Source organism: Nonomuraea phyllanthi (assembly GCF_006334985.2).
In the GTDB taxonomy this organism is placed as follows: domain Bacteria; phylum Actinomycetota; class Actinomycetes; order Streptosporangiales; family Streptosporangiaceae; genus Nonomuraea; species Nonomuraea phyllanthi.
The window spans coordinates 367,488-393,724 of sequence record NZ_VDLX02000003.1 but is presented as its reverse complement, the minus strand read 5'-3'; the positions used below and the strand labels follow the sequence as shown (position 1 = coordinate 393,724).

General features: G+C 71.4%; 23 protein-coding genes. 10 read left to right on the top strand and 13 right to left on the bottom strand.

Going from position 1 to position 26,237, the window contains the following annotated elements; all coding sequences use genetic code 11:
• Positions 1-56: 56 nt before the first annotated feature.
• From FH608_RS10685 to FH608_RS10670, 4 genes are all read right to left on the bottom strand, one after another.
• Positions 57-1,172: an ATP-binding protein gene (locus tag FH608_RS10685; RefSeq protein WP_139630256.1), complete on the bottom strand. Its 1,116-nt coding sequence runs from the start codon at positions 1,170-1,172 to the stop codon at positions 57-59.
• 12 nt (positions 1,173-1,184) lie between these two features.
• Complete coding sequence (locus tag FH608_RS10680) at positions 1,185-2,615, bottom strand: VWA domain-containing protein (protein WP_139630255.1); 1,431 nt, start codon at positions 2,613-2,615, stop codon at positions 1,185-1,187.
• The gene (locus tag FH608_RS10675) at positions 2,612-3,994 is read right to left on the bottom strand and encodes a hypothetical protein (protein ID WP_139630439.1); all 1,383 of its coding nucleotides are present in this window, start codon (positions 3,992-3,994) and stop codon (positions 2,612-2,614) included. Before FH608_RS10675 ends, FH608_RS10680 begins: the two co-directional genes overlap by 4 nt.
• A gap of 166 nt (positions 3,995-4,160) precedes the next feature.
• A complete protein-coding gene (locus tag FH608_RS10670; protein ID WP_139630254.1) occupies positions 4,161-4,652 on the bottom strand; it encodes a hypothetical protein in 492 nt (163 codons plus the stop codon).
• Positions 4,653-4,849: 197 nt separating this feature from the next.
• Here FH608_RS10670 and FH608_RS52550 point away from each other — a divergent pair, with 197 nt between their 5' ends.
• Both FH608_RS52550 and FH608_RS10660 read left to right on the top strand, forming a co-directional pair.
• Positions 4,850-5,170, top strand: coding sequence for a VOC family protein (locus tag FH608_RS52550; protein WP_226899263.1), 321 nt, complete (start codon positions 4,850-4,852; stop codon positions 5,168-5,170).
• Positions 5,171-5,240: 70 nt separating this feature from the next.
• The gene (locus FH608_RS10660; protein ID WP_139630253.1) at positions 5,241-7,187 is read left to right on the top strand and encodes a glycosyl hydrolase family 18 protein; all 1,947 of its coding nucleotides are present in this window, start codon (positions 5,241-5,243) and stop codon (positions 7,185-7,187) included.
• Between the two features lie 76 nt (positions 7,188-7,263).
• On the opposite strand, the gene FH608_RS10655 is transcribed toward FH608_RS10660, so the two are convergent.
• The 6 genes from FH608_RS10655 to FH608_RS10630 all read right to left on the bottom strand — a co-directional run bounded on the left by FH608_RS10655 (position 7,264) and on the right by FH608_RS10630 (position 13,524).
• Entirely contained in the window at positions 7,264-8,109 is an 846-nt protein-coding gene (locus FH608_RS10655) for an aldo/keto reductase (protein ID WP_139630252.1), read from the bottom strand.
• Positions 8,110-8,175: 66 nt separating this feature from the next.
• On the bottom strand, positions 8,176-9,543 hold the full coding sequence (locus tag FH608_RS10650; RefSeq protein ID WP_193318342.1) for a sulfatase-like hydrolase/transferase: 1,368 nt from the start codon (positions 9,541-9,543) through the stop codon (positions 8,176-8,178).
• A 24-nt stretch (positions 9,544-9,567) separates the two neighbouring features.
• Positions 9,568-10,374 (bottom strand): carbohydrate ABC transporter permease, encoded by an 807-nt coding sequence (locus FH608_RS10645; RefSeq protein ID WP_139630251.1) that lies wholly within the window; start codon positions 10,372-10,374, stop codon positions 9,568-9,570.
• Positions 10,374-11,246, bottom strand: coding sequence for a carbohydrate ABC transporter permease (locus tag FH608_RS10640; RefSeq protein ID WP_139630250.1), 873 nt, complete (start codon positions 11,244-11,246; stop codon positions 10,374-10,376). The genes FH608_RS10645 and FH608_RS10640 overlap by 1 nt, the downstream gene beginning before the upstream one ends.
• Positions 11,243-12,508: a sugar ABC transporter substrate-binding protein gene (locus tag FH608_RS10635; RefSeq protein WP_139630249.1), complete on the bottom strand. Its 1,266-nt coding sequence runs from the start codon at positions 12,506-12,508 to the stop codon at positions 11,243-11,245. The genes FH608_RS10640 and FH608_RS10635 overlap by 4 nt, the downstream gene beginning before the upstream one ends.
• Before the next feature lie 14 nt (positions 12,509-12,522).
• Positions 12,523-13,524, bottom strand: coding sequence for a LacI family DNA-binding transcriptional regulator (locus FH608_RS10630; protein ID WP_139630248.1), 1,002 nt, complete (start codon positions 13,522-13,524; stop codon positions 12,523-12,525).
• Between the two features lie 368 nt (positions 13,525-13,892).
• On the opposite strand from FH608_RS10630, the gene FH608_RS10625 reads away from it, so the two are divergent.
• From FH608_RS10625 to FH608_RS10615, 3 genes are all read left to right on the top strand, one after another.
• Positions 13,893-15,014 carry a hypothetical protein gene (locus FH608_RS10625; protein ID WP_139630247.1) on the top strand — a complete coding sequence of 374 codons (1,122 nt, stop codon included), beginning with the start codon at positions 13,893-13,895 and terminating at the stop codon, positions 15,012-15,014.
• A 269-nt stretch (positions 15,015-15,283) separates the two neighbouring features.
• Positions 15,284-16,747, top strand: a complete 1,464-nt coding sequence (locus tag FH608_RS10620; RefSeq protein WP_226899262.1) for a multicopper oxidase family protein — start codon at positions 15,284-15,286, stop codon at positions 16,745-16,747.
• Between the two features lie 128 nt (positions 16,748-16,875).
• Positions 16,876-18,198: a glycoside hydrolase family 30 protein gene (locus FH608_RS10615; protein ID WP_139630246.1), complete on the top strand. Its 1,323-nt coding sequence runs from the start codon at positions 16,876-16,878 to the stop codon at positions 18,196-18,198.
• A gap of 47 nt (positions 18,199-18,245) precedes the next feature.
• Here the strand turns inward: FH608_RS10615 and FH608_RS10610 are convergent, their stop codons facing one another.
• Genes FH608_RS10610 through FH608_RS10600 form a run of 3 tightly spaced genes read right to left on the bottom strand, consistent with a single transcriptional unit; the run spans position 18,246 to position 21,711 of the window.
• The gene (locus FH608_RS10610; protein WP_139630245.1) at positions 18,246-19,358 is read right to left on the bottom strand and encodes a 5-methyltetrahydropteroyltriglutamate--homocysteine S-methyltransferase; all 1,113 of its coding nucleotides are present in this window, start codon (positions 19,356-19,358) and stop codon (positions 18,246-18,248) included.
• A 6-nt stretch (positions 19,359-19,364) separates the two neighbouring features.
• Entirely contained in the window at positions 19,365-20,849 is a 1,485-nt protein-coding gene (locus FH608_RS10605; protein WP_139630244.1) for an acyl-CoA synthetase, read from the bottom strand.
• Positions 20,850-20,904: 55 nt separating this feature from the next.
• Positions 20,905-21,711, bottom strand: coding sequence for a PaaX family transcriptional regulator (locus tag FH608_RS10600; protein ID WP_139630243.1), 807 nt, complete (start codon positions 21,709-21,711; stop codon positions 20,905-20,907).
• An 84-nt stretch (positions 21,712-21,795) separates the two neighbouring features.
• Here FH608_RS10600 and FH608_RS10595 point away from each other — a divergent pair, with 84 nt between their 5' ends.
• The 5 genes from FH608_RS10595 to FH608_RS10575 are packed head-to-tail and all read left to right on the top strand — an operon-like array spanning position 21,796 to position 26,226.
• Positions 21,796-22,986 (top strand): ABC transporter substrate-binding protein, encoded by a 1,191-nt coding sequence (locus tag FH608_RS10595; RefSeq protein ID WP_139630242.1) that lies wholly within the window; start codon positions 21,796-21,798, stop codon positions 22,984-22,986.
• 3 nt (positions 22,987-22,989) lie between these two features.
• Complete coding sequence (locus tag FH608_RS10590; RefSeq protein ID WP_139630241.1) at positions 22,990-23,745, top strand: ABC transporter ATP-binding protein; 756 nt, start codon at positions 22,990-22,992, stop codon at positions 23,743-23,745.
• Positions 23,742-24,401: an ABC transporter ATP-binding protein gene (locus FH608_RS10585; RefSeq protein ID WP_139630240.1), complete on the top strand. Its 660-nt coding sequence runs from the start codon at positions 23,742-23,744 to the stop codon at positions 24,399-24,401. Before FH608_RS10590 ends, FH608_RS10585 begins: the two co-directional genes overlap by 4 nt.
• Complete coding sequence (locus FH608_RS10580; RefSeq protein ID WP_139630239.1) at positions 24,398-25,258, top strand: branched-chain amino acid ABC transporter permease; 861 nt, start codon at positions 24,398-24,400, stop codon at positions 25,256-25,258. Before FH608_RS10585 ends, FH608_RS10580 begins: the two co-directional genes overlap by 4 nt.
• A complete protein-coding gene (locus FH608_RS10575) occupies positions 25,255-26,226 on the top strand; it encodes a branched-chain amino acid ABC transporter permease (RefSeq protein ID WP_226899260.1) in 972 nt (323 codons plus the stop codon). The genes FH608_RS10580 and FH608_RS10575 overlap by 4 nt, the downstream gene beginning before the upstream one ends.
• Positions 26,227-26,237 lie beyond the last annotated feature (11 nt).

Sequence of the window (26,237 nt, the reverse complement as noted above, 5' to 3'; positions counted from 1 at the left end):
GCCCGTACCCGGGGCCGTGGGTGTGCCCGTCCCCTTGGGCTTGCTCTTGGGGGTGCTCATGACAGGGTGGCGATGGCCGAGCGGCCGCCCTCGAGGAACTCCGGCCACTCCCCGCCGTCCTTCTTGCTGCGGGGCTCGACGACGCCGTGCCAGTACTTGTTCAGGATGGCCAGGTCCTCGGGGCTGCGCCTGGCCAGCGAGCCGACCAGCGACGAGGCGAGGGTCTGCGCGCGCAGCGTGCGGTCGCCGAAGAAGTTGCTGTGGAGGATGGCGTCCTCCAGCACGCCGATCTGCTCGGCCGTGGACAGCGCCGACTCCAGCTTCTCGTCGTCGCTGGTGGCCGACGCGGCGGCCGAGCGCAGGTCAGCGAAGCTCTGCAGCAGGATGTCGAGCAGCGTCGGCGGCACGTCGAGCTCGATCTGGTGCCTGCGCAGCAGCTCCTCCGTGCGGAAGCGGACGATCTCCGCCTCGCTCTTCTTGTTCGTCACGACGGGGATGCGGACGAAGTTGAAGCGCCGCTTGAGGGCCGACGACAGGTCGTTGACGCCCCGGTCGCGGCTGTTGGCGGTGGCGATGATGGAGAAGCCGGGCTGCGCGAAGACGATGTTGTCGTCGTCGAGCTCGGGGATGGAGACGTACTTCTCGGACAGGATCGAGATGAGCGCGTCCTGCACGTCGCTGGTGGAGCGGGTCAGCTCCTCGAAGCGGCCGATCACGCCCGTCTCCATGGCCGTCATGATCGGCGAGGGGATCATCGACTCGCGGGACTGCCCCTTCGCGATGACCATGGAGACGTTCCAGGAGTATTTGATGTGGTCCTCGGTCGTGCCGGCGGTGCCCTGCACCACGAGCGTGGAGTTGCGGCAGATGGCCGCGGACAGCAGCTCGGCCAGCCAGCTCTTGCCGGTGCCCGGGTCGCCGATCAGCAGCAGGCCCCGGTCGGAGGCCAGGGTCACGATGCTGCGCTCGACGAAGCTGCGGTCGCCGAACCACTTCTGCGGGATCTCCCTGTCCAGCCCGTCGGAGCGCTCGGAGCCGAGGACGAACAGCCGGATCATGCGGGGGCTGAGCCGCCACGAGAACGGCTTGGGGCTGTCGTCGATCGACTCGAGGTAGTCGAGCTCTTCGGCGTACTTCACCTCTGCGGGGGCGCGCAGCATGTCGTCACTCATATGAGGGGTCTCCTAAGCGAGGAAGTTCTTGAGCTCGAAGACGAGCTTGCGGATGTGGCCCGAGATCACCGGGGTGCCCAGGGCCTTGAATTTCTTGCGGAACCACGGCTCGACGTTCTCCTGGCCCGAGCTGTTGACCGAGCCGACGGGGATGAACTTCACCCCGGAGCGGTGGACCGACTCGATGCCGTCGTAGAGCGGCTGCGAGCGGTCGAACTCGTAGAAGTCGGAGATCCACACCATCACGGTGTTGCGCGGATCGGTGATCTTCGGGCGGGCCATGGCCATCGCGACCGGCCCGTCGTTGCCGCCGCCGAGGTTGGTACGCAGCAGCACCTCGAACGGGTCGTGCACCCACGGGGTCAGGTCGAGTGCCCTGGTGTCGTACGCGATGAGGTGCACGTCCACCTTGGGCAGCCCGGCGAAGATCGACGCCAGGATGGTGCAGTTGACCATCGAGTCGACCATCGACCCCGACTGGTCGACGACCACGATCAGCCGGGCCGGGGTGGTGCGGCGGGCGGTCTGCTTGTAGTAGAGCCGGTCGACGTAGAGCCGCTCGTCGTCCGGGCTCCAGTTGGTGAGGTTCTTCCAGATCGTGCGCTCGACGTCGAGGTTGCGGAAGACCCGCTTGGGCGGCACCGACCGGTCGATGACGCCGGCGCTCGTCTGCTCCACCTGCGTACGCAGGACCTCGGCGACCTCGTCGACGTAGCGGCGGATCAGCGCCTTGGCGTTGGCCAGCGCGACGCCCGACAGGTTGGACTTGTCGCGCAGCAGCTGCTCGATGAGCGACATGCTGGGCGTGAGCTGCCTGGCCAGCGCCGGGTCGGCGAGCACCTCGCGCAGGTGCATGCGCCTGACCAGGTCGCCCTCCAGCCCGGCGAGCAGTTGGGCCAGCTCGGCGTTGCCCTCGCCGCCGTTGCCCCGGCCGTGCCGCAGCCCGCCCGGCTCGCAGCCCATGCCGCGCTCGAACCAGCCGGCGTCCTGCTTCCACGCAGCGAGCTGGCCGGCGCTGACGTTGCCCTGGCCGGTGGCGAACACGTTGAGCAGCAGCTTGGAGACCAGGGCCGCGCGGCGGACCTCGCCTCCCTCCTCGTGGTCCCGCTCCTCCATCAGGCCCTCGAACTCGGCGGCCAGGCCGGGGAAGCGCTGCACGAGGTTGTCGACGGAGATGCCGGGGTCGAGCAGGGCGGGCGGGAGGCCGAGGTCGTCGACGATGGCCACGCTCGCCCGCTCCAGTGCGGGCTGCTCGTCGGGGGCGAACAGGCGGGACAGCAGGCGCCAGTAGAGCACCTGCCGCCGCGCCGCCCCGGCGCCGCCGTACTCCGGGGCACCGCCCCCGCCTACCTCCGGCCCGGTGCCTCGGCCTGCCTCCGGCCCGGTGCCTTGGCCGGGCTCCGGGATGCCGCCCGTGCCCGCCGTGGTCTGTGAGTCGTTCATTTCCGCAGCAACCGCCCCGCCCGCTCGCGTAGCACGGCGACCACGTCGCCGGCCTTGGCATCGGCCTTGACCACCTTGGGGTCGGTGGGGCCGGTGGCCCAGTCGCCGTTGTGGGCGGCGACGGGCTTCTTCTTCACCGTGGCCTGTACGGCGAGGGGCTGCACCAGCCATCGCCCGCCGTCCCAGCGCATCAGGCCGATGCACGCGGTGGAGGCCGACACGAGCTGCGGCGTCAGGGGACCGCAGGACGGCAGCCGGTCGAGGGCCAGCGGCAGGGAGTGGCCGCCCAGGCCGAGCGTCTCGCCGTCGATCGTGTAGCCCTCCAGGAGGACGGGCTCCGCGATGCGCACGGGATGGCGGTCGAGGGGCGGGACGGGCGGCGCCTCGGCCTCCGCCAGCTGGACCCGCGCGGTCGCGAACGGGTCGGCCTCCTCGCCCGCGCTCGCCCGGTCGTCGTGCCACACCAGGTCGCCGCCCGGCAGCAGCGGCATGTCGCTGATGTCGAGGCTCAGGTGCCCGGCCAGCGCGCCCATGAGCACGGGGTAGGCGCCCATCAGCCGCCACACCGACGGGCCCGAGATCGTGTCGACCTTCGCGGCCGCCACGCTCGTGCGCACCAGCCTGGAGGGGGCGCCGCCGGCCGGTTCGAGGATGCCGTGGACCTGCACGCGCACGACGGTGGCGTGCTCGTGGACGTCCGCCCCGAGGATCAGCAGCCGGCCCGAGACCGGCTCGGCGGCGCCGTGCCAGGTGCCCTTCTGGGACAGCAGCAGGGCGCGCGTCCACAGGTCGCCCCACCGGCGGGCGGGCAGCAGGTCCATCGTGGCCACCGGGCACGAGGCGCGCAGCTCGGCCGCCAGGCCGTCGAGCAGCACGGCCAGGCCGCGCAGCTCGGGCTCGCCGAGCAGCGCCTCGATGGCCTGGTCGGAGGAGGTGACGAGGTCGTGGTCGACGCCGTGCCAGCCGGTGATGGCCAGCTCGCGCAGCCAGCCCCGGCATCCGGCCAGCACGTTGTCGGACCGGCTCGGGCCCTCCGCCGCCTGCCAGGCCGCGCGTGGGCGGCCCACTGCGGTGTCGAGCCGGGCGAGCAGCGCGTCGTGCACCGCGCCCAGCAGCGCCGCCCGGCCGCCGGCCAGCGCCGCGAGGTGCTCGTCGCCGACGGATCCCGCGGCCACCTTCTCGGCGGCCTCCGCCATGCGGTCGCCCAGCGGGCTCGCGGCCAGCGCCCCCGCCAGGGCGGCCAGCGCCCCGGACGCCTCCTCGCCCACCCGGGCGAACCCGTGCGTCAGCGCGCCGTCGAACCCCGCCACCAGGTCGAGCGCCTCGCCGACCCCGGGCGGGCCGTCGCCCAGCAGCTCACCGAGCTGTACGTCGAGCATCACCGCACCGCCTTCCCGTCACTTGGAGCCGTCGTGTCGACGCCCCATCGCCTTTCCCGCCATAACCCGTCCACCCCGCCGCGCGGCCGGGCATCGGGCGCGCGCCCGTCCCATCGCAGGGCCGGGCAGCGGCGGGCCGCCGTGCCCTCCGCCGGGACCTCGCGCATCAACGCACCGCCCCCGTGGCCGGGAACCAGTGCAGCTCGGCCAGCGGCTCCGTACTGTCGGGCACCTCCAGGTAGGCGAGGTGGCGCAGGAACCGGCTGAACACCACGGCCGCGGGCGTGCGCTCGACGTGCCCGTCGATGCAGCTCATCAGGTCGCCGCCCTCGGGCACCTCCACCCCCAGGTAGCGGGCCACCCGGTCGAGGCCGTACTGCACGACCGCCTCGTCGGCGAGCTGCCGGATGTGCTTGCAGGCGTAGCCGTGCAGCGCGCCGCACGGACGGTTGTTGTTGGTGCTGCAGCTCAGCGCGTGGCTGCCGGCGGTGATCGACGAGACGTAGACCCGCTCGATGTCGGACCCGCTCGACACGACCCCCTGCAGCCGCCCGTCGGCCAGCTCGACGAAGGGCACCTTCGCCAGCTTGCGCGGCTGGACAGGCGGCACCACCGGCACCACGCTGCGCTGCTCCCACGCGGTTTTCTCCGCGTCCACGACCTCAGAACCTCCCGCCCCCGCCGGCGCACGGGCGCAGGCGGGAGTGCCCGCGCCTACGCGGCCGGCTGATCGATTGATCCGGGAACTTACCGGAGCCCACTGACAGAACGCGGCCAAATGATCAAAGCCCACACGCCCTCAGGATCGCGCACGAAAATGTTGACAATCGTCCGTACGGCTCGTAGCGCCCTTTCGTGAACGCCCTGCCGCACGACGTCGCCCACCTCGGCCACACCGAGCCGCTCACTCCCGAGCCGGAGCGCAGTTTGTGGTTCTTCACCGAGATGGACAGCGGCCGGATCTCGGCCCAGTGGCTGCACTTCGCGAACAAGTCGTACGACGTCGTGTTCATCGAGACGGGTCCGCACAAGCACGCCATCCAGCAGACGTTCTTCCTGTACGCCTACGAGCCCGGCGGCAACCGCCCCCGCGCGTCACCGTGCCCGCCGGCGCATCCCGGCGATTTCCGCATTGACGGCCGCGCAGGCACGGGCTACCGTCGTCTCATATCTTAAAGGAAACTTTCCTAATAGTTTCCTCGGCTTCCCATCCCCCTGTAACCCCCCAACCGGATGTCGGAGCGTCATGAGACACAGCACCCTGAGCAAGATCCTGGTGGCGTTACTGCTGCCCCTCACCGCCGTGGTCGCCGCGCCGCCACAGGCCACCGCCTCGGTCCAGGCCGCCGTGGCCGAGTGGGCCCCGTGGACGGCGTACGCGACCGGCGCGCACGTCACGTACAACGGCACCGAGTACGAATGCGTCCAGGGCCACACCTCCCAGCCCGGCTGGGAGCCGCCCAACGTCCCGGCCCTGTGGAAGGTGTCGAGCGGCGGCGGCACGGACACCACGGCCCCGTCGGTCCCCGGCAACCTGCGCTCCACCGCCGTCACCAGCACCAGCGTCTCCCTGGCCTGGAACGCCTCCACCGACAACGTCGCCGTCACCGGCTACGAGATCTACCGCGGCGGCACCCTCATCACCACCGTCACCGGCACCACCCACACCGACACCGGACTGAGCGCCGACACCGGCTACACCTACACCGTCCGAGCCCGCGACGCCGCCGGCAACCGCTCCGCCACCAGCGACAGCATCACCGCCACGACCTCCGGCGGCGGAGGCACGGACACCACCGCGCCGACCGTGCCGGGCAACCTGCGCTCGACCGGCTCCACCAGCAGCAGCATCTCGCTGGCCTGGAACGCCTCCACCGACAACGTCGCCGTCACCGGCTACGAGATCTACCGCGGCGGCACCCTCATCACCACCGTCACCGGCACCACCCACACCGACACCGGACTGAGCGCCGACACCGGCTACACCTACACCGTCCGAGCCCGCGACGCCGCCGGCAACCGCTCCGCCACCAGCGACAGCATCACCGCCAGGACCACCGGCGGCGGGGGCGGCGGGGGTGACAAGGTGCTCGGCTACTTCGTGCAGTGGGGCGTCTACCAGCGCGGCTACCACGTCAAGAACATCGACACGAGCGGCTCGGCGGCCAAGCTGACCCACATCAACTACGCCTTCGGCAACGTGCAGAACGGCCAGTGCACGATCGGCGACAGCTACGCCGACTACGACCGCTTCTACCAGGCGGGCGAGAGCGTGGACGGCGTGGCCGACACGTGGGACGCGGGCGCGCTGCGCGGCAACTTCAACCAGCTGCGCAAGCTGAAGAAGAAGTACCCGCACCTGAAGGTGCTGTTCTCCTTCGGCGGCTGGACCTGGTCGGGCGGCTTCCCGCAGGCCGCGCAGAACCCGGCCGCGTTCGCCGACTCCTGCTACAGGCTGGTCGAGGACCCGCGCTGGGCGGACGTGTTCGACGGCATCGACATCGACTGGGAGTACCCGAACGCCTGCGGCCTGACCTGCGACACCAGCGGCCCGGCCGCGTTCAGGAACGTCATGTCGGCGCTGCGCGCCCGCTTCGGCTCCGGCAACCTCGTCACCGCGGCCATCACCGCCGACGGCACCAGCGGCGGCAAGATCGACGCGGCCGACTACGCCGGCGCCGCCCAGTACGTCGACTGGTACAACGTCATGACGTACGACTTCTTCGGCGCCTGGGACGCGCAGGGCCCGACCGCCCCGCACTCGCCGCTCACCTCCTACAGCGGCATCCCGATCGCCGGCTTCCACTCCGACCAGGCCATCCAGAAGCTCAAGAGCAAGGGCGTGCCGGCGAGCAAGCTGCTGCTCGGCATCGGCTTCTACGGCCGCGGCTGGACCGGCGTCACGCAGGCCGCGCCGGGCGGCACGGCCAGCGGGCCGGCGCCGGGCACGTACGAGCAGGGCATCGAGGATTACAAGGTGCTCAAGACCCGCTGCCCGGCCACCGGCACGGTCGCGGGCACGGCGTACGCGTACTGCGGCAACCAGTGGTGGAGCTATGACACGCCGAGCACGATCGGCGGCAAGATGGGCTACTCGAAGGACCAGGGCCTCGGCGGCGCGTTCTTCTGGGAGCTCAGCGGCGACACCTCCAACGGCGAGCTGATCACGGCCATGAAGAACGGCCTCGGCTAGCGAGCGAAGGGCCGGCCCCGCGGCAAGGGGCCGGCCCGTTCGGCTCAGCTCAGCTCAGCGACGTGTTCGGCTCGACTCAGCTCAGCTCGGCGACCTGTTCGGCGGTCAGCGTCACCGCCGAGGCCCCCAGGTTCTCCTCCAGGTGGGCCACCGAGGAGGTGCCGGGGATCGGCATGGTCACCGGCGAGTGCGCCAGCAGCCAGGCCAGGCTGACCTGCGCGGGCGTGGCGCCGAGCGCCTTGGCGACGTGGTCCACGGGGCTGCCGGGCGCCGCCAGCGCGCCCTTGGCGATGGGGCTGTAGGGGATGAACCCGATGCCCTGCTCGGCGCAGTGCGCCAGCACGCCCTCGGAGACCCGGTTGGTGAGGTTGTAGCGGTTCTGGACGGTGACGATCTCGACGACGCGCCGCGCCCGCTCCAGCTCCTCGACGCTCACCTCCGACAGCCCGACACTGCCGATCTTGCCTTCGTCCTGGAGGGCCTTGAGCTCGCCGACCTGGTCCTCCAGCGGCACCTCGGGGTCGATGCGGTGCAGCTGGAGCAGGTCCAGGCGCTCCACTCCGAGCCGGCGCAGGCTCATCTCGACCTCCTGCCGCAGGTACGCGGGCCGGCCCACGACCACCCACTGCGACGGCCCCGTGCGCACGAACCCGGCCTTGGTCGCGATCAGCAGCTGCTCCGGGTACGGGTGCAGCGCCTCCTTGATGATCTCCTCGCTGACGTACGGCCCGTAGGAGTCGGCGGTGTCGATCAGGTCGACGCCCAGCTCGACGGCCCGGCGCAGCACCCGCACGGCCTCGTCGCGGTCGCGGGGCGGCCCCCAGACGCCGGGCCCGGTGAGACTCATGGCGCCGAAGCCGAGCCGGTGGACGGTCTTGTCGCCGATGGTGAACGTGCCGGTGGACCGGATGTCTATGGACATGCGGGGCAACTCCGTCTCAATGTTCAGGACCACTCTTCCACCAGCATCATGACGTGCCCGGCCCGGTCAGGCGCCGCCAGGGGGCTGGTGGCCGAAGCGGACCGGTTTGTGGCCGCGCAGGCGCACCTCGGGGTCGGTCATCGCCTGCGGCCGGCCCGGCCGCTCGACCGCGGGCTCGACGACCGGCTCGGCCTCGCCCGCCGCCACGATCCGGTGCGCCAGGCGCTCGCGCAGCCGCGCCGCCACCTCGGCGTGCGAGCCGAACCCGGCCAGGTTGACCAGCTCGTACGGGTCGTTCTCCAGGTCGTAGAGCGCCTGCTCCCGGTAGACCGGGGCGGCCGCGTCGTCCCAGGGGTGGGCGTCCTCGGCGACGGCGTAGTACTTCCACCGCGACGTGCGGATCCCGCGCCCCACCTCCGACTCGCTCACCTGGAAGAACACCTCCTCCGGCCACTCGGCGCGCGGGTCGCGCACCAGCGGCAGGAACGAGCGTCCCTGCATGGTCTCGGGGACCGGCAGCCCGGCGGCCTCCAGGAGGGTGGGCGGCAGGTCGAGCGTGCTGACCGGCCGGGAGATGGCGCCGCCGCCGTCGAAGCCGGGGCCGCGCAGGGCCAGCGGCACGCGCAGCGAGGCGTCGTGGCAGGAGCGCTTGTACTCGGCGTTGCGGGTCTTGAAGTGGTTGCCGTGGTCGGAGGTGTAGGCCACGATCGTGTCGTCCAGCAGGTCCATGCTGCGCAACGCGTCGAGCAGCCGCCCCAGCCCCTCGTCCAGGCGCTTGACCTGCCCCAGGTAGCCGCCCATGTGCTGGGCCGAGGTGCCGCCGAGCGCGGCCAGGTCCGGGGGCATCCAGCGGCCCTGGTAGCGCTCCTCGTAGCCGTCGGGCGCCGGGTAGTTGTCCACCTCGTTCTGGTGGTGCGGCTCCAGGAGCGACAGGAAGAGGAAGAACGGCTCGTCGTGGTGGTCGGCGACGAACCGCACGGCCGCGTCCATGAGGGCGTCGGACCGGTAGCCGGGCAGCAGCACGGGGTCGTTCGCCTCGTCGAAGACGATCGTGCGGTACGCGTCCGAGGTGTGCTCCAGGGCGTTGGCCGCCAGCCACGACCGGTACCCGCCGCGCTCGCCGGCGGGCACGGGGTCGCCGCCGGCCAGGTGCCACTTGCCGATGTAGCCGGTGGCGTAGCCGGCCTCGCCGAAGTGGTGCGCCAGCGTGCGCTCCTCGGGCGGCAGGACCTTGCCGTTGCGGTGGACGCCGGTCGTGGTCGGGTAGCGGCCCGTCTGCAGGGCGGCACGGGCGGGCGCGCACACCGGCTGCGGCGTGATCGCGACCGTGGCCTGCGTGCCGTGCCTGGCCATCCGGTCGAGGTTGGGGGTGAAGGGACCGACGGTGTCCCACCGCTGCTGGTCGGTGAAGACGACGATCACGTTCGGACGCAAGAAAACTACTCCTATCGGGGGCGGCTAGCGGAGACCGGTCAGGGCGATGCCCCGCACGAAGTATCGCTGGGTGAGGAGGAACAGGACGGCGGTGGGGACGAAGAGGATCACCGAGCCGGCCGCCGTGAGGTGCCACAGTGTGAAGTACTCCTGGTTGAACAGGGTGAGCCCGACCGGGATGGTGCGCATCTCGGGCGTCGTGGTGGCGACCAGCGGCCAGAGGAACTCGTTCCACTGGAAGACGAAGGTGAACAGCGCGAGCACGGCGAGCGCGGGCCGCGTCTGCGGCAGGATGATGCGCCGGTAGATGCCCAGTTCGGAGGCGCCGTCGATGCGGGCCGCGCTGATCAGGTCGTCGGGGATGGGCTGGATGAACTGCCGCATGAGGAAGATCCCGAACGCGTCCATGAGGAACGGCGTGATCAGCCCCTGGTACGTGTTGAGCCACCCCATGTTGGCCATCAGCACGTACAGCGGGATCATCCGCACGAAGAACGGCACCATGAGCGTGGCCAGCAGCGCCACGAACAGCGTGTTGCGCAGCGGGAAGCGGAACTTGGCGAACACGTACCCGACGAGCGGGTCGAAGACGAGGTGGGCCAGCGTGATGAGCCCGGCCACGACGAGGCTGTTGACGATGAAGTTGCCGAACGGGGCGCGGGCGAACAGCTCGGCGTAGTTGCCCCACTGCGGCGACTCGGGCCAGAGCACGGCGCTGGCCGACAGCGTCTCGGCCTCGGTCTGGAGCGACAGCGAGAGCATGTAGAGCAGCGGGAGCACGGTCACCAGCGAGGCCAGCCCGAGCACGGTGTAGAGCAGCCACTTGCGCATCAGTACACGACCTCCCCGCGCCGCCCGGCCCGGAGCTGGACCAGCGTGAACGCCACGATCACGATCAGCAGCAGCACCGACTGCGCCGAGGAGTAGCCGAAGTCCCTGCTGCGGAAGGCCACGTTGAAGATGTGGAAGACGGACAGGTCGGTGGCGTCGCCCGGACCGCCGTTGGTGATGATGTACGCCTGCCCGAACGCCTGCAGCCCCGAGATCACCGCCATCACCGAGACGAACAGCGTCGTGGGCGCGAGCAGCGGCAGCGTGATGCGCCAGAATCGCAGCCAGGCGTCCGCCCCGTCGATCTTGGCGGCCTCGTGGTACGTCTCCGGGATGCCCTGCAGCCCGGCCAGGAACAGCACCATCGTGTAGCCGACGCTCTGCCAGAGCGTCACGGCGGCGATCGTGAGCAGCGGCGAGGTGTTGAGCCAGTGCTGCGCGGGCAGCCCGGCCGCGAGCAGCAGCCGGTTGAGCACGCCCAGCTCGGGGTCGAGGATGTTGCGCCACAGCAGGCCGACGATCGCCACGGAGGTCAGGTACGGCACCAGCAGCAGCACCCGGAACGCCACCCGCCCCTTGAGCGGCTGGTCGAGCGCCATCGCGAGGGCCAGCCCCAGCACGATCGAGCCCACCACCACGGCCACCGCGAAGGCGACCGTGACGAGGAACGAGTGCCGCACCGCCGGGTCACCAAGGGCCTGCGTGTAGTTGCCGAGACCGGCCCACTGGTCGGCCTGCGGGCCGGTGCGCAGGCTGGTGGCGACCACGTTGCCGATCGGCAGGTAGAAGAAGGCCGCGAAGAACAGGATCGCCGGCAGCAGGAAGAGGTAGGCGGTTCTGGCGTACCGGCCCGCGAGGGTTCGCGGCCTCATTTCAGGAAGCCCTCCGCTGCCTTGGTGAACGTCTCCAGGGCCTCGGCGGCCGGCTGGTTCTGGATGAGCACCTGCTGGTACATGACCTTGAGCTGCTCCTCCCACTTGCCGAACTGTCCGGTGAGCCGCACCTGCTGGGAGGAGTCCTTGGCGGTCGGCAGCGCCTCGGCGAACACCTTGGTGGCCTCGTTCGACTGCACCTCGGGCAGCTCGGCCCAGGAGACGCGGGGCATGAGCATGCCGGTCTCCTTGGTGGCGGCCTGCTCGACCTCGATGGCGGTGATGCGCTTGATGAAGTCCCACGACAGGTCGGGCCTGGTGGCCTTGGCGGGCACCAGCATGCTGGTGCCCGCCGCCTGCGTGACCTGCTCCTTGTGCTTGAGCGGCGGCGCGACGCCCAGGTCGATGTCGGGGCTGGTCTTGCCGATCGGTTCGAGGTCCCACGGGCCGGTGAGGATCATCGCGGCGCGCTTGGCCGAGAACAGCTTCTGCGGGCCCGAGTAGTCGGTGCTCGACACCGGCACCGGGGCCACCTTGTGCTTGTGGATGAGGTCGGCCTGGAACTGCAGGGCGGCGACCGCGTCCGCCACCGGCTCCATGATGGCGCCGGTCTCCGGGTCGTAGGGGGTGACGCCGGCCTGCATCAGCCACGGCCACACGTAGGTGTAGTCCTGGTTGAGCGCGACGCCGTACACGCCGTCCTTGGTGAGCTTCTTGGCCGCGGCGAGGAACTCCTCCCAGGTGGTGGGCGCCTCCAGCCCGGCGGCGCTGAGCATGCCCTTGTTGTAGAGGAGCGTGTTGCAGGTCAGGTGGAGCTGCACGCCGTACACCTTGCCCTGGTACGAGTTGCGCTCGACGGTGACGGGCTGCCAGTCGGAGGGGAAGCCCATGGCGGCGCCGTCGCGGTCGACGTAGTCCTGCAGCGAGCGGGCGTTGCCGGAGACGGCGAACTCCTGCACCCAGCCGCCCGGCTCCTCGACCAGGTCCGGCACGGTGCCGGAGGCGAAGTCGGCGAGCAGCCGGGTGCGCAGGTCGGGCCACTGGTACTTCTGGAAGTTGACCTTGACCTTGTTGGCCTGCTCGAACTCGGCGATCACCTTGCGGTAGGCCTGGTAGTCGTGGCCGGCGTTCCAGTAGACGGTGAACGTCCCCGGCGCGGCGCTCTGCTGGGTGGGTGCTCCGGCGCACGACGACAGGACGGGCACGGCGGCGGCGGCGCCGGCGAGGCGGAGCAGGTCACGTCGAGACAGATGGGAGGACATCTGGGTTTTCCCTTCTAGGAAGAGCTCCGCGGCAGGAAGGTCCAGGAGCGGACGATCTCGCGGGCGGGGGGTGGTTCCTCGGCCTGGAGCCGGTCGAAGAGCAGGCGCACGACGTCGGTGTAGTCGTGCCGGAGCGGTCCTACGGTGCTGAGCTGCGGATTGCTGATGAGGCCCTCGTCGATGTTGCCGACGCCGATGATCGCGACGTCGCCGGGCACGCTCAGCCCGGCGTCCCTGGCCGCCCAGATCGCGCTGATCGCGGCCCGGTCGGAGGCCGCGAAGATCGCGTCGGGGCGGTCGGGCGAGCGCAGCAGCTCGGCGGCGGTCTGGTACGCGGACACGCGGTCGTCCGCGCCCGAGGTGATGATCCGCTCGGTCACGCCGTGCCGCTCCAGGGCGGTCGTGTAACCGAGCAGCCGGTCGCCGGCCGTCTCCCGGTAGAGCTCGTGGCGGTGCGCCAGGAACGCGATGCGCCGCCTGCCCTGCGCCAGCAGGTGCTCGACGGCCTCCGCGCACGCCTCCGCCTCCGGGGTGCGGACGACGTCGCAGCCTTCCAGTCCGCTCTCGTTGCTCAGCACCACCATCGGCAGCCCGGTGGCGGCCAGCCCGCTGAGCAGGTCGTGGGTGAGGTGGTCGCCGACGACGTTGACGAGCGCGCCGTCGGCGATCCCGCCGCGCAGCACGTCGACGGCCGCCTTCGCGCGGGCCTCGGAGTAGACGGCGAGCGTCACCACGGAGTAGCCCCGCGCGTCGGCCATCTCGTGCAGGTCGGTGGCCAGGCGCTCGTCGCTCGGGACGCCGCCGAGCGAGCTCAGCACGAGGCACACCCGCTGGGTGCGGCGCTTGCGCAGGCTCCTGGCGGCCTGGTTGGGGGTGTAGCCGAGCTGCCTGGCGGCGTCGAGCACCCGCTGCCTCGTCTCGGCGGCCACCGGGCGGTCCCGGCCGCTGAGCACGTAGGAGACGGTCGCCACTGACACGTTCGCCAGCTCGGCCACTTGTCGCGCTGTTGGTCTCATGTTAGTCGAATAACCTAGCATTCCCTATGGGGAGAGAGGGGAATCATCGGCCTCTGATGTCGGGAGAGAGGTCATGAGTGTGGGGGTGCTCACGCCTCGAGGGTCCAGCGTGTTAATCGTTTAGCACGGTAGACCTCAGCACTCCGCCAGTTCAACCCCCCGGCGGCCCGGCTTCTCGCGATCAGGCCCGGCCGACCCCGTCCCGGCGGCGCGCCGGGACACGGCCGCGCGACATCACGAAATATGACGAATTACGCTGAATTGTCATGACTCCTTGCGTGACGCCGGGCCTCCCTCTAACCTCTCGAAAAGGGGCAGGAACGTCGAAGCCGATTATTCGTCTTACGACCCGGGGGCGGGGCATTCTTTTGGGATCGAAGCATTTTTCCGCGGGCCGTCCGGCATTCTCCGGTGCCCGCGTCACGAGGTGGGAGCGCGCGGCGGTCACCCCCGAGGCGGTCTGGCGGGGGGTCACGGGCGCGGCGCGGTCGCTGCTGCACGGGGCCGGCCGTCGCGAGCTGATCACGGTCAAGGTGGGCCGCCGGGTGATGTCCGACGTCGCGCTGGTGCCGGCCTGGGACGGGACCGAGACGCCCGAGCAGTGGCTGGGCCGGATGCAGGAGAAGTTCGGCGCCGACACCTCCGCCATGCTGCACGCGCGCGACCTGTCGCTGCACGACCGGGACCTGTTCGAGGTGCTGCTGTCGGGGCTTCGCCCGGCGTTCGAGGAGCACGGGCTGACCCGCGGGACCGCCGGCGTCGAGGCGTTCCTGGGCGAGTACCGCGCGACCCCCGGCGCCATCCACCGGCAGCGGTGCGGCAACAGCCACTTCGTGCTCCAGGGCCGCGAATGCCTGCGCTTCTGGGACGGCGACGACTGGATCCCGCCGTCCGCCGAGCGGCGCGCGGGCGGTGCCCGCTCCGAGGAGCGCCTGCCCTCGCTGTCGGTCTCCTCGGTGGCCGATCGCGCCAGGTCGGTGGTCGTGTCGGCGGGCGAGTGCCTGACCTGGGAGCCGGGCGTCTGGCACGTGGCCGAGACGATCGGCCCGGCCTTCGCCTTCACCGTCGCGCGCCGCACCGGCTCGTCCGTGCCCGGCGAGCGCTCCTACCCCTTCGCCGCGGAGCCCGACGGCCGGGTGGGCGCGGCGTGGCTGGAGGGCTACCGCGCCTTCCTGGGCGGCCCGGCGAGCGCGGCGTCGGCCCTGGCCCGCGCCTCCGCCTACGGCCTGGAAGGACCCGAGCCCCGGCGGGAGCCGGCCGGCGACCTGAGCCGGGTGGCGGTCAGCAGCCACGCGCCCCGGCTCTGGCACGCGTCGGAGGGCGAGGCGCTGGTCGCCACGCACGGGGCGAGCCGCGCGTTCCCCGCCGCGGTGCTCCCCTGGCTCGCCGGTCTCGCGGGCCTGCCCATCGGGGCCGAGCACGCCGTGCCCGGCGACGCCGTGGAGCTGGCCCGGTTCCTGGTCGACCACGGCGCTTTGCGAGCCGCCTGACGGACAATTATCCGTCGAGGCCGGATTTACGCCGGCGACGAAATTAGCGCGGCGCTATTTCGTACGATTTTCAACGGATTCTTACGACTAGTGGTTGCTAGCGGTAAATAGCCGGTTACGGACAATTGGCGAGCCCACTTCCAGGAAGATCCGGCGACGGTCCGTGCGGTCGCGGCTCCAGGTTCCGCCCCGCGCGCACCAAAGGTGGCGATGAGCGATTCTTCTGTTACTCTCCGTTATCTTGCGAGGTGAGTGGGAGGAGAGTACACGTGGGCGCTTTGTCGCGTTCGTGGGGTCCGGGCGGGCGGGTTTCCCGCCGGCTGTTCATCGTCGGCGCCTTCGCCGGCGCCGCGGCGCTGCCGGTCGTGGCGACCGGGCCGGCGTCGGCGTCGGCCGGTGCCCGGAGACGGGTGCTGCGGGCCCACCCGGCGAGCGTCTCCCTGGGCAGCCGCACCGTGCGCACCTGGGCGTACGACGGGCTCGTCCCCGGGCCGCAGATCCAGGCCAGGGCGGGCGAGACGGTCGCCGTCCGGCTGGTGAACGACCTGCCCGCGCCCACCACCGTGCACTGGCACGGCATCCGGCTGGCCTTCCCCATGGACGGCGCGCCCGGCTTCAGCCAGCCGGCCACCCGGCCCGGCCACACGTTCGACTACGTCTTCACCGTCCCCGACCCCGGCACCTACTTCTACCACTCGCACGTCGGCACCCAGCCCGACCGCGGCCTGTACGGCCCGCTGATCGTCGCCGACCCGCACGAGCCGCTGCGGTACGACGAGGAGTTCACGGTCGTGCTCGACGACTGGCTCGACGGTGTCAAGGGCACGCCCGACGACGCCCTGCGGCGGCTCAACTCCTCCCCCGGCCACGACGACACCCTGCGCAGCACGGCGCTCGGCGGGGTGAGCGCCGAGATGCGCCACCCGTACTACCTGGTCAACGGCCGCACGCCGGGCGCGCCCGTGACGTTCAGGTCCGGCGCCGGGCGCCTCGTCAGGTTCCGGGTGATCAACGCGGCCGCCGACTCCGCCTTCCGGGTGGCGATCGGCGGGCACCGGATGACCGTCACCCACGCCGACGGGTTCCCGTGCCGGCCGGTCACCGTCGACACGTTCATCATCGGCATGGGCGAGCGCTACGACGTCGTCGTGCGCCTCGATTCCGGGGCGTTCCCGCTGGTGGCGGTGGCCGAGGGCAAGCGCGGCAGGGCGTTCGCCGTGGTGCGCACCTCGCCCGGGGCCCGCACGCCGGCGAAGGGTGCCAAGGTGCCGCAGCTCAACGGACGGATGCTGAAATATCAGGACCTGGAGGCGCGGCGGGTCGACAACCTGCCCCGGCCGTCCAGGACCATCACCGTGACGCTCGGCATGCGCCCCTCCGGCAACGAGTGGACGATGAACGGCAAGGTCGCCGGCGACCACCTGCGGCTGCGCGTGGACGAGGGCGAGACGGTGCGGCTGGCCCTGCACAACACGTCGCCCATGTGGCACCCGATGCACCTGCACGGCCACACGTTCCAGCTGCGCCTGGCCAATGGGCACGGCCCGCGCAAGGACACCGTGAACATCAAGCCGCGCGAGCGCCTCCACCTCGACCTGCTCGCCGACAACCCCGGCGAGTGGATGTTCCACTGCCACAACCTGTATCACCAGGAGCAGGGCATGATGGGCGCCATCGGCTACGGCCCCGCCCGCTACCGCAAGGACCATCACGACAAGGACCACCGCCGCTGACCGGGGGGTGGTGCACAGCCATTGACGAGCCCATTGACGAGCCCATTGACGGGGGGCGCCCCGGCAGCTTACGGTCACGGCGGTCGATGAAATATATCGACATTTTTCCGAAAACTTTCGGAGGCGTGATGCTTCGTGGAGTTGTCGCGGTCGCCCTGCTCGGCGTCCCCGCGGTGAACCCCTCCCAACCACCGGCCATCACCGTGAACGAGCACGTCAGGCACCAGCAGATCGACGGCTTCGGCATCTCCCAGGCGTTCCGGCGCAACGAGCTGCTGGAGGCGCTGTCGGAGACGCAGCAGCGGGAGATCCTGGATCTCTGGTTCGACCGCCGGAAGGGGGCGGGCTTCAGCATCCTGCGGCTCGGCATCGGCTCCTCCCCCGCCGGCAGCCCGTACGACCACATGGTCTCGATCCAGCCCGAGGACCCGGGCGGCCCCGACGCGCCGCCCAAGTACGTCTGGGACGGCGACGACAACAGCCAGGTGTGGGTCGCCAAGGCGGCCAAGGCGTACGGGGTGCGGCGCTTCTACGCCGACGCCTGGAGCGCGCCCGGCTACATGAAGGACAACGGCGACGACAAGAACGGCGGCACGCTCAAGCCGGAGTGGCAGCGGGCCTACGCCGAGTACCTCGTGCAGTACACGAGGTTCTACGCCAAGGAGGGCATCAGGATCACCGATCTCGGGTTCACGAACGAGCCCGACTGGACGGCCTCGTACGCCTCCATGCGCTTCACCCCCGAGCAGGCCGCCCAGTTCGCCAAGGTGCTCGGCCCGATCGCGAGGGGCGTCGACGTCGTCTGCTGCGACTCGTTCGGCTGGGACCAGGCCAAGGCGTACAGCGCCGCGATCGAGGCCGACCCGGAGGCGCGCCGCTGGGTGAAGACCCACACCGGGCACACGTACGCCAGCCCCGTGGACGGCCCGCTGCCGACGGACCGGCACACCTGGATGTCGGAGTGGAACCCGAACGGCAGCACCTGGGACGAGAGCTGGGACGACGGCAGCGGCCAGGACGGCATGACGATCGCCTCGGCCGTGCACGACGCGCTCACGCTCGGGAACGTCAGCGGCTACGTCTACTGGCTGGGCGGCTCGCGCGGCGCGACCAGGGCGCTGATGCAGATCGACGACCAGGCGAAGACGTACCGGGTGGCCAAGCGGCTGTGGGCGCTGGCGGCGTACAGCAGGTTCATCCGGCCGGGCGCGGTCCGGCTGGAGGCGGGCGCGGCCGACCCGGCGCTGAAGGTCTCCGCGTTCCGCAACGCCGACGGCTCCCGCGTCGTCGAGGTGCTCAACACCGGCACCGCTCCCGTGACGTGGCAGGGCGTGCGGGGACGAGCGACCGCGTACGTCACGGACGAGGCCAACTCGCTGACGCCGTCCCGGGTCAGGGGGCGCACCGTCACCCTGCCGCCCAGGGCGCTCACGACGATCGTCATGCGCTGAAAGCGCCGCACCAGGAGCCCGGGCCTCGCCGGCCCGGGCTCCGCGCGTCAGCCCCAGACCTCCTGGGCCGTCTCGGCGATCAGGCGGAGCTTGGCGAACTGCTGCTCCTGCGTGAGCTGGTTGCCCTCCACCGTCGAGGAGAAGCCGCACTGCGGCGACAGGCAGAGCTGGTCGAGGTCGACGAACTTGGCGGCCTCGTCGATGCGCCGCTTGAGCGCGTCCTTCGACTCCAGCTCCCCGCGCTTGGTCGTGACCAGCCCCAGCACCACCATCTTCCCCGGCGGCACGAACCGCAGCGGCTCGAAGCCTCCTGACCGCTCGTCGTCGTACTCGAGGAAGAACCCGTCCACCTTCAGCTCGCCGAACAGCGCCTCCGCCACGAAGTCGTAGCCGCCCGACGCGGCCCAGGACGAGCGGAAGTTGCCGCGGCACATGTGCGTGGTGATCGTCATCCCGGCGGGCTTGGCGGCCAGGGCGGCGTTGATCTGCTTGATGTAGCGCAGGTGCATGTGCTCGGCGTCGTCGCCCCGGGTGCGCAGCTCCGCCCGCTGGGACGGGTCGTTCAGGTACGCCAGGCTGGTGTCGTCGAACTGCAGGTAGGTGCAGCCCATCGCGCCGATCGCGCGCACCTGCTCGGCGTAGGCCGCGCTGAGGTCGCGCCAGAACTCCTCGATGTCCGGGTAGACCTTGGGGTCGATGGCCGCCGGGCCGCCCCGGTAGTGGACCATGCTCGGTGAGGGGATGGTCAGCTTGGGCACGACCCCGCTGCCGCGCGCGGCCACCGTGTCGCGCAGGAACGCGAAGTCGTCGGCGAAGATCGGCTCGTCCAGCCTGATCCGGTCGTGCACGCGCAGCGCGGCAGGGGTGAACGAGATGTCCCCCTGCTCGTTGTGGAAGCGGACCTCGATGTTCTCGTCGGTGGCCGGGCTGATGCCGCCGAGCCGGTAGATGAAGTCCATGTGCCAGGACGCGCGCCGGAACTCGCCGTCGGAGGCGCCCCGCAGCCCGATCTCCTCCTGCCGGCGCACCACCTCTCTGATGGCCTCGTCCTCGGCCTCGCGCAGCGCGTCACCCGTGAGGGTCTCGCGGGCGCGCAGCAGGGCGGGTGGGCGGAGCAGGCTGCCGACGTGGTCCGCGCGGAACGGCGGCGAGGTACGCATGGACGATCATCTCCTCTGGTCATGGAGGTCGGACCCGTAGAGCGTTCTGAGGGGGGCTTTGAGCAGCTTGCCCGCCGCGTTCTTGGGTAATTCGGGGACGAACTGCAGATATTTCGGGATCTTGTAACGGGCCAGCCTCCCGTCCAGGTACGCCAGCAGGTCAGGGGGCTCGCCACCGTTCCTCAGCACGACCAGGGCCTTGCCCACCTCGCCCCACTTCTCGTCCGGCACGCCGATCACCGCGCACTCGGCGACCGCCGCGTGCTCGTACAGCACGCTCTCCACCTCGGCGGGGTAGATGTTCTCGCCGCCTGAGATGATCACGTCCTTCATCCGGTCGGAGATGCGCACGTAGCCGTCCTCGTCCGCGACGCCGATGTCCCCCGAGCGGAACCAGCCGTCCGCCGACAGGACCTTCGCGCTCTCCTCGGGCAGCCCCCAGTAGCCGGGCATGACGTTGGGGCCCTGGACGTACACCTCGCCGGGCTCTCCGGGGGCGGCGTACGACCCGTCGGGCGCGACCAGCCGCACGTCGGAGAAGAAGCACGGCACCCCGGCCGAGCCCGCCTTCGCGATCGAGTGCTCCGCCGCGAGGAAGAGGGCGCCGGGCGCCGTCTCGGTCATGCCGTACCCCTGCAGGAACGTCAACCCCCGATCCTGATATGTCCGGATCAGTGGCTCGGGCACCGGCGCGCCCCCGCACAGCAGGTGCCGCAGGCTCGACAGGTCGGCCCCCGCCCAGCGCGGCGACCGCGCGAGGAAGCCGAACATCGACGGCACGCCGAACATGACCGTCACCCGCTCCCTCTCGATCAGGTCGAACGTGCGCTCCACGTCGAACGAGGGCTCCAGGATGACCCGGCCGCCCTTGAGCACGGCCGGCAGCAGCGTCTGGGCCAGCGCCGCGATGTGGAACAGCGGCGCGCTGACCAGCGCGACCTCGTCATGCGCGAGCGGCACGTCGACCAGCAGGTTGAAGGTGTTCCAGGTCAGGTTGGCGTGGGTCAGCATGGCGCCCTTGGGGCGACCCGTGGTCCCCGACGTGTACATGATCAGGCAGACGTCGTCCTGGCGCACCGGCTCGTCGATCGGCTCCGGCGAGCCGGAGGCGAGCAGCGCCTCGTACGCGCCGGCCTCGACGTGGCGGCCCGGCAGGCCGCCACCGTCCCGCTCCTCGCCCAGCACGAGCACGGAGGGTCGCGCGTCCTCCAGGATGTAGCGCAGCTCGGGCTCGGCCAGCCGGGTGTTCAGCGGGACGAACGCCGCGCCCGCCAGCCCCGCCGCGAAGAACGTCTCCACCAGCGAGGGCTGGTTCGCCCCGAGGAAGGCGACCCGGTCGCCGCGCCCCACGCCCAGCGCCGAGGCCAGCCGGTACGCGCGGTCGCGCAGCTCGCGATAGGTGCGGTCGCGTCCGAGGTACGTCAGCGCCACCCGCTCGGGCGTCATGCGTGCCCGGCGTGCCGGCCACGAGCCGATCCCCTGATTCCGCATCGGCACTCCTCCACGGACGCTCAAGCCCTCAAGTTAGGCCACTATGCGATCGCTGTCACCGTTCTGCCCAAGTTTCGTCGGGCACGACGTCGAGGAGCCGTCCCGCGATCCGCGCCGCCTCCGGCCCGAACCGCTCGTGCAGCGCGTGGCAGACCTGCTGCGCCTTCCCGGCCGGCCAGTCGTGCGGCAGGTGCCGCAGCGGCAGCCGCGGGTCGGTCCTGATGATCTGCAGCCACTCGGTCAGCAGCGTCAGCGAGCGCGCGAGGTCGTCGGGCGCGTCCGGCGCCGGGTCGGCCCGGTCCCAGCGGCGCAGGAAGGCCCGGTAGCGCTCGCCCAGGTCCGCGAGGTCGTAGGCGTCCCTGACCAGGGCCTGCATGTCGGTCGGGCACCGGGGCTCGGCGGAGAAGACCTTGACGTTCGCGCCGAGGTCCTCGATCACGTGCGCCACGTCCACCTCGCCCGGCGCCATCCACAGGCCGTTCTGCAGCGGCCCGAACCCGGCCCAGACCAGCCGCGAGCGCAGCTCGTGCCGCTGGCGCTGCCACGACTCGGGCAGCGAGAAGCCGATCAGCGTCCAGCGGTCCTCGTCCGCGTCGTTGACCACGCCGCTGTGCCAGATGCGCCGCTCGCCATCCTTGAGCACCTCGGCGCTCGTCGGGGTGAGGCCGAAATACATCCGGCGGCCCGAACGCCGGCGGCGCAGCAGGCCGCGGCGGACCATCCGGGTCAGCGTCGAGCGCGTGGCCTCCTCCGAGATGCCGACCTTGGCGAACGCCTCGATGAAACTGCCGGAGGACACGCAGACGCCGCGGCCGTAGACATGGTCTCCGAGGAACGTCAGCATCACCGACTGAGGCCGCATCACAGGCTCTCCCCCATATTGGGCACACTATTGACAGCCGTAATGTATCTGCCTACATTCAGGGCCACATCCCAGGAGGTCCTGATGCGCAGGCTGCTCCCGTCCCTGGTTTGTCTCGTACTGGCCGTCGCCGCGTGTGGCGGCGGCGGTGATGGCGGTGGCGGCGGCGCCCAAGAGCCGATCAAGGTGGGCCTGATCGTCTCCCTGACCGGCAACTACACGCCGCTGGGCAGCGAGGACAAGAAGGCCGTGGAGCTCGCGGTCAAGCAGGTCAACGACCAGGGCGGGCTGCTCGGCCGCACGGTCGAGCTCGTCACGCGCGACGACAAGACCGCCCCCGACCAGGGGATCGTGGCCTACAACCAGATCAAGGGCGAGATCGACGCGCTGATCGGGCCGGTGTTCTCCAACTCGGCGCTGGCGGTCGAGCCGCTCGCGCAGCGCGACAAGATGCCGTACCTGTCGCTGGCCCCGGCGCAGGAGCAGGTCGAGCCGATCAAGTCGTACATCTTCGTCACGCCGGCCCTGTCCAGCATGTACGCCGAGCGCTACCTGCAGTACATCCAGGCCGAGGGCATCAAGACCATCGCGGTGGCCTGGGACTCCAAGAGCGCCTACTCGGTCTCCGGCCACGAGTCCATGGTCGCCCTCGCGCCCAAGTACGGCGTGCGGATCGCCGTGGACGAGGCGTACGAGACCACCACCTCCGACTTCAGCCCGCTCTTCACCCACGTGCGCGGCTCCGACGCCGAGGCGCTGGTGTTCTGGGGCTCGGGCGCGCCGGGCGTGACGGCGGCGAAGCAGTACGCGTCCGCGGGGCTGAAGACGCCGCTGTTCCTGACCGCGTCGCAGGCCAGCAAGCTGTGGCTGGAGCCGATGGGCGCCGCGGCCGAGGGCATGACGGTGCAGAGCGCCATCGGGGTCGTCGGCGAGCACCTGCCCGACGGGAAGCAGAAACAGGTCATCGAGCAGATGGCCAAGCCGTACGAGCAGGCGCACGGCTATCCGCCGCCGCAGTTCGCGCAGGACGGCTACAGCGCGTGCCTGCTGCTGTTCGAGGCGATCAGGAAGGCGAACAGCACCGACAAGGCCAGGGTGCAGAAGGCGCTGGAGAGCATGGATCTGGTCACGCCGAACGGCCGCTTCCGCTACACCGCCACCGACCACTCCGGGCTCTCCCCCGAGTACATCTCGGTCAACACGGTCAAGGGCGGGGAGTTCGTCCCCACCGACTGGGCCAAGGAGCAGCTCGCCAAGACCGTCGGTGCGGGGTAGCCGGTGCTGGAGCTCAGCGGGGTGTCCCGCTCCTTCGGGGGCGTCTACGCCGTCCGCGACGTGTCCCTGACCGTCGCGGACGGCGAGGTCTGCGGCGTCATCGGGCCGAACGGCGCGGGCAAGTCCACGCTGTTCAACCTGATCACCGGGCACCTGCCGGCCGACCACGGCCGGATCTCGTTCCTCGGGCAGCGCGTGGACCGGCTCGCGCCGCACCGGCGGGCCGGGCTCGGCATGTCGATCGTGTTCCAGGCGGCCCGGGTGTTCCGCGGCATGACGGTCAGGGAGAACGTCATGGTCGGCATGCACGGGCGTACCGGCGCCGGGTTCGTCTCGGCGGCGCTGCGGCTGCCGCGGCACCGGCGCGACGAGCGGGAGATCACGGCCGAGACGGACGCCGTGCTGGGCCGGGTGGGGCTGGCCGAGTGGGCGGACCGGCCCGCCGAGCTGCTGCCCATCGGCCAGCAGCGGGCGCTCCAGCTCGCCCGCGCCCTGTGCGCGCGGCCCCGGCTGCTGCTGCTCGACGAGCCCGCGTCCGGGCTGCGCGGCCAGGAGCGCGAGCGGCTGGCGGCTCTGGTGGAGGAGCTGCGCGCGGACGGGCTGACGATCCTGCTCATCGAGCACGACGTGGCGTTCGTGACCCGGCTGGCCGACCGGGTGGTGGTGCTCGACCTGGGCCGGGTCATCGCCGACGGGCCGCCGGCCGAGGTGCGCTCCGACCCGCTGGTGCTGGCCGCCTACCTCGGGCAGCCCTCATGATCGGCGTCAGGGACCTGGTCGTCTCGTACGGCACCGCGACCGCGCTCGACCACGTCACGCTCACGGTCGAGGCGGGCGAGATGGTGGCCCTGCTCGGCCCGAACGGCGCGGGCAAGTCGACGCTGGCCAACACGCTCGCCGGGCTGCTCACGCCCGCCTCGGGGACGGTGGAGATCGGGGGCCGGCTGGCGCTCATCCCCGAGGGCCGCCAGCTGTTTCCCGACATGTCGGTCGCGGACAACCTGGCGCTGGGCGGCTGGCGCTCGGGCGAGCGCGACCCGTCGTACGCCTACGACCTCCTGCCCCGGCTGGCCGAGCTGTCGCGCCGGCGGGCCGGCGTGCTGTCGGGCGGGGAGCAGCAGATGGTGGCGTTCGGGCGGGCGCTCATGTCGCGTCCCGCGGTGCTCGTGGTGGACGAGCTCTCCCTGGGCCTGGCGCCGAACGTGACCGCCGACCTGGCCGGGCACCTCGCCGGGCTGAACCGGGAGCGGGGGCTGACCGTGCTGCTCATCGAGCAGAACGCGCGGCTGGCGTTCGACCTGTGCCGGCGGGCGTACGTGCTGGAGTCCGGGCGGGTCGTGACCGAGGGCGAGTGCGCGGAGCTGGCCGGCGACCCGCGCGTGGCCGGCGCCTACCTGGGCGGGGCGATCACATGAGCGCCTTCCTGACGTACCTGCTGAACGGGCTCGCGGTCGGGTGCGCCATCGCGCTCATCGCCGGCGGCCTCGTCGTCATCCACAGGGTCACGGGCGTGGTGAACTTCGCGCAGGGCACGTTCGCGGTCGTGGCGGGACTGTGCGTGTCGTCGCTGCTCGGGCTGGGGCTCCCGCACGGGGTCAGCGAGGTGGCCGCGGTCCTGGTCGCGGCGCTGGCGGGCCTGCTGACCGGGCTGGCCGCCGTCGGCCGGCGCGGCACGACGCCGCTGTCGTCCCTGATCGTCACGCTCGGCGTGGGCGTGCTGGCGTACGCCGTCGAGATCGTCCTGTGGGGCGACCAGCCGCGCTCGGCGCCCGGCCTGGCCGGCGCGGTGACGCTGGCGGGCGCGCGCATCCAGACGCAGCACCTGCTGGTCATCGGGGTCACGGCGGCGGTGTTCGCGCTGCTGGCGCTCTTCTTCGGGCGCACCTACCTGGGCAAGGCGCTGACGGCGTGCGCGTCCAACCCGTACGCCGCCCGCGTGGTGGGCATCGACACGCGGCTGATGGGGCTGCTGGCCTTCGCGCTGGGCGGGCTGCTCGGCGGGATCGCCGGGGTGCTGGTGACGCCGCTGCGGCCGATCTCGTTCGACACGGACGTCACGCTCATCGTGAACGCCTTCGCCGCGGCCGTCTTCGGCGCGCTGACCAGGCCGGTGGTGACGCTGGCCGGCGCGCTGCTGCTCGGCGTGGCCGAGACCATGGCCGCGGGCTACGGCTACGGCTCGCACCAGCTGGAGGTGGCGCTGGGTCTCATGATCGTCGTCATGATCGTGCAGGCGGGCCGGCGCCCGGCCATCTCCCAGGAGCAGACGTGATCGGGCGGGTGGCGGGCGCGCTGGTCGCCGTCGTGACGCTGGCGCTGCCGGCCGTGCTCGCCGACAGCGCGCTGGCCGTGTACATCCTGCTGGGGCTGGCCGCGATGGTCACGGTCGGGGTGTCGCTGCTCATGGGGTACGCCGGGCAGGTCTCGCTCGGCCAGGGCGCCTTCTACGCGATCGGCGCCTACACCGCCGCGCTGCTGGCGCTGCACGGCGTGCCGCCCGTGATCGGGCTGGTCGCCGCCCCGGTGGCGGCGGCCGGGTTCGCGCTGGTGATCGGGGTGCCGCTGCTGCGGCTGCGCGGCCACCACCTGGCGTTCGCCACGCTGGCCATGCAGCTCATCCTGCTCTCGCTGGCCGGGCAGCTGGAGTTCACCGGCGGGGACATCGGGCTGCAGGCCATCCCGCAGTTCTCGGCCGGCTCGTTCGAGGCGGGCTCGGCGCTCGCGTACGCGTACCTGACGTGGGCCGGGCTGGCGCTGGTGATGCTGGTGACCCGCAACGTCATCCGCTCCCGGCCGGGCCGCGCGCTGCGCGCGCTGGCCACCAGCGAGACCGCCGCCGCGTCCTCGGGGATCCCGGTCGGGCGTTACAAGCTGGTGGTGTTCGCGCTGTCGGCGGCCTTCGCGGGGCTCGCGGGCGGCATCTACTGCTTCTACACCGGGTACGTGGCCCCGGGCTCGTTCCCCGTGCTCATCTCGATCCAGTACATCGTGATGGCCGTCGTCGGCGGGCTGGGCACGATCTGGGGCGCCGTGGCGGGGGCGGCCGCGATCACCCTGCTGGTGCAGGGGCTCAACAGCCTGGCCGCGCTGCCGGGGATGCCGTCCTACGCGCCCGGCGTGCTGTCGTACGCCGTGTACGCGCTGGTGCTCGTCCTGGTCGTGCTCTTCCTGCCGCGCGGCCTGCTGCCCGCCGTCACCGGGCGCCTCCGGCGGGACCGCCCGCCCGTGGAGACCCGCTGACGGCATGCGGG

Excerpts from the sequence above, each read along its gene's own strand:
- FH608_RS10685 (WP_139630256.1), bottom strand. The coding sequence starts at position 1,172 with ATGAGTGACGACATGCTGCGCGCCCCCGCAGAGGTGAAGTACGCCGAA.
- FH608_RS10680 (WP_139630255.1), bottom strand. The coding sequence starts at position 2,615 with ATGAACGACTCACAGACCACGGCGGGCACGGGCGGCATCCCGGAGCCC.
- FH608_RS10675 (WP_139630439.1), bottom strand. The coding sequence starts at position 3,994 with ATGCTCGACGTACAGCTCGGTGAGCTGCTGGGCGACGGCCCGCCCGGG.
- FH608_RS10660 (WP_139630253.1), top strand. The coding sequence starts at position 5,241 with ATGAGACACAGCACCCTGAGCAAGATCCTGGTGGCGTTACTGCTGCCC.
- FH608_RS10655 (WP_139630252.1), bottom strand. The coding sequence starts at position 8,109 with ATGTCCATAGACATCCGGTCCACCGGCACGTTCACCATCGGCGACAAG.
- FH608_RS10645 (WP_139630251.1), bottom strand. The coding sequence starts at position 10,374 with ATGCGCAAGTGGCTGCTCTACACCGTGCTCGGGCTGGCCTCGCTGGTG.
- FH608_RS10640 (WP_139630250.1), bottom strand. The coding sequence starts at position 11,246 with ATGAGGCCGCGAACCCTCGCGGGCCGGTACGCCAGAACCGCCTACCTC.
- FH608_RS10635 (WP_139630249.1), bottom strand. The coding sequence starts at position 12,508 with ATGTCCTCCCATCTGTCTCGACGTGACCTGCTCCGCCTCGCCGGCGCC.
- FH608_RS10630 (WP_139630248.1), bottom strand. The coding sequence starts at position 13,524 with ATGAGACCAACAGCGCGACAAGTGGCCGAGCTGGCGAACGTGTCAGTG.
- FH608_RS10615 (WP_139630246.1), top strand. The coding sequence starts at position 16,876 with ATGCTTCGTGGAGTTGTCGCGGTCGCCCTGCTCGGCGTCCCCGCGGTG.
- FH608_RS10610 (WP_139630245.1), bottom strand. The coding sequence starts at position 19,358 with ATGCGTACCTCGCCGCCGTTCCGCGCGGACCACGTCGGCAGCCTGCTC.
- FH608_RS10605 (WP_139630244.1), bottom strand. The coding sequence starts at position 20,849 with ATGCGGAATCAGGGGATCGGCTCGTGGCCGGCACGCCGGGCACGCATG.
- FH608_RS10600 (WP_139630243.1), bottom strand. The coding sequence starts at position 21,711 with ATGCGGCCTCAGTCGGTGATGCTGACGTTCCTCGGAGACCATGTCTAC.
- FH608_RS10595 (WP_139630242.1), top strand. The coding sequence starts at position 21,796 with ATGCGCAGGCTGCTCCCGTCCCTGGTTTGTCTCGTACTGGCCGTCGCC.
- FH608_RS10585 (WP_139630240.1), top strand. The coding sequence starts at position 23,742 with ATGATCGGCGTCAGGGACCTGGTCGTCTCGTACGGCACCGCGACCGCG.
- FH608_RS10580 (WP_139630239.1), top strand. The coding sequence starts at position 24,398 with ATGAGCGCCTTCCTGACGTACCTGCTGAACGGGCTCGCGGTCGGGTGC.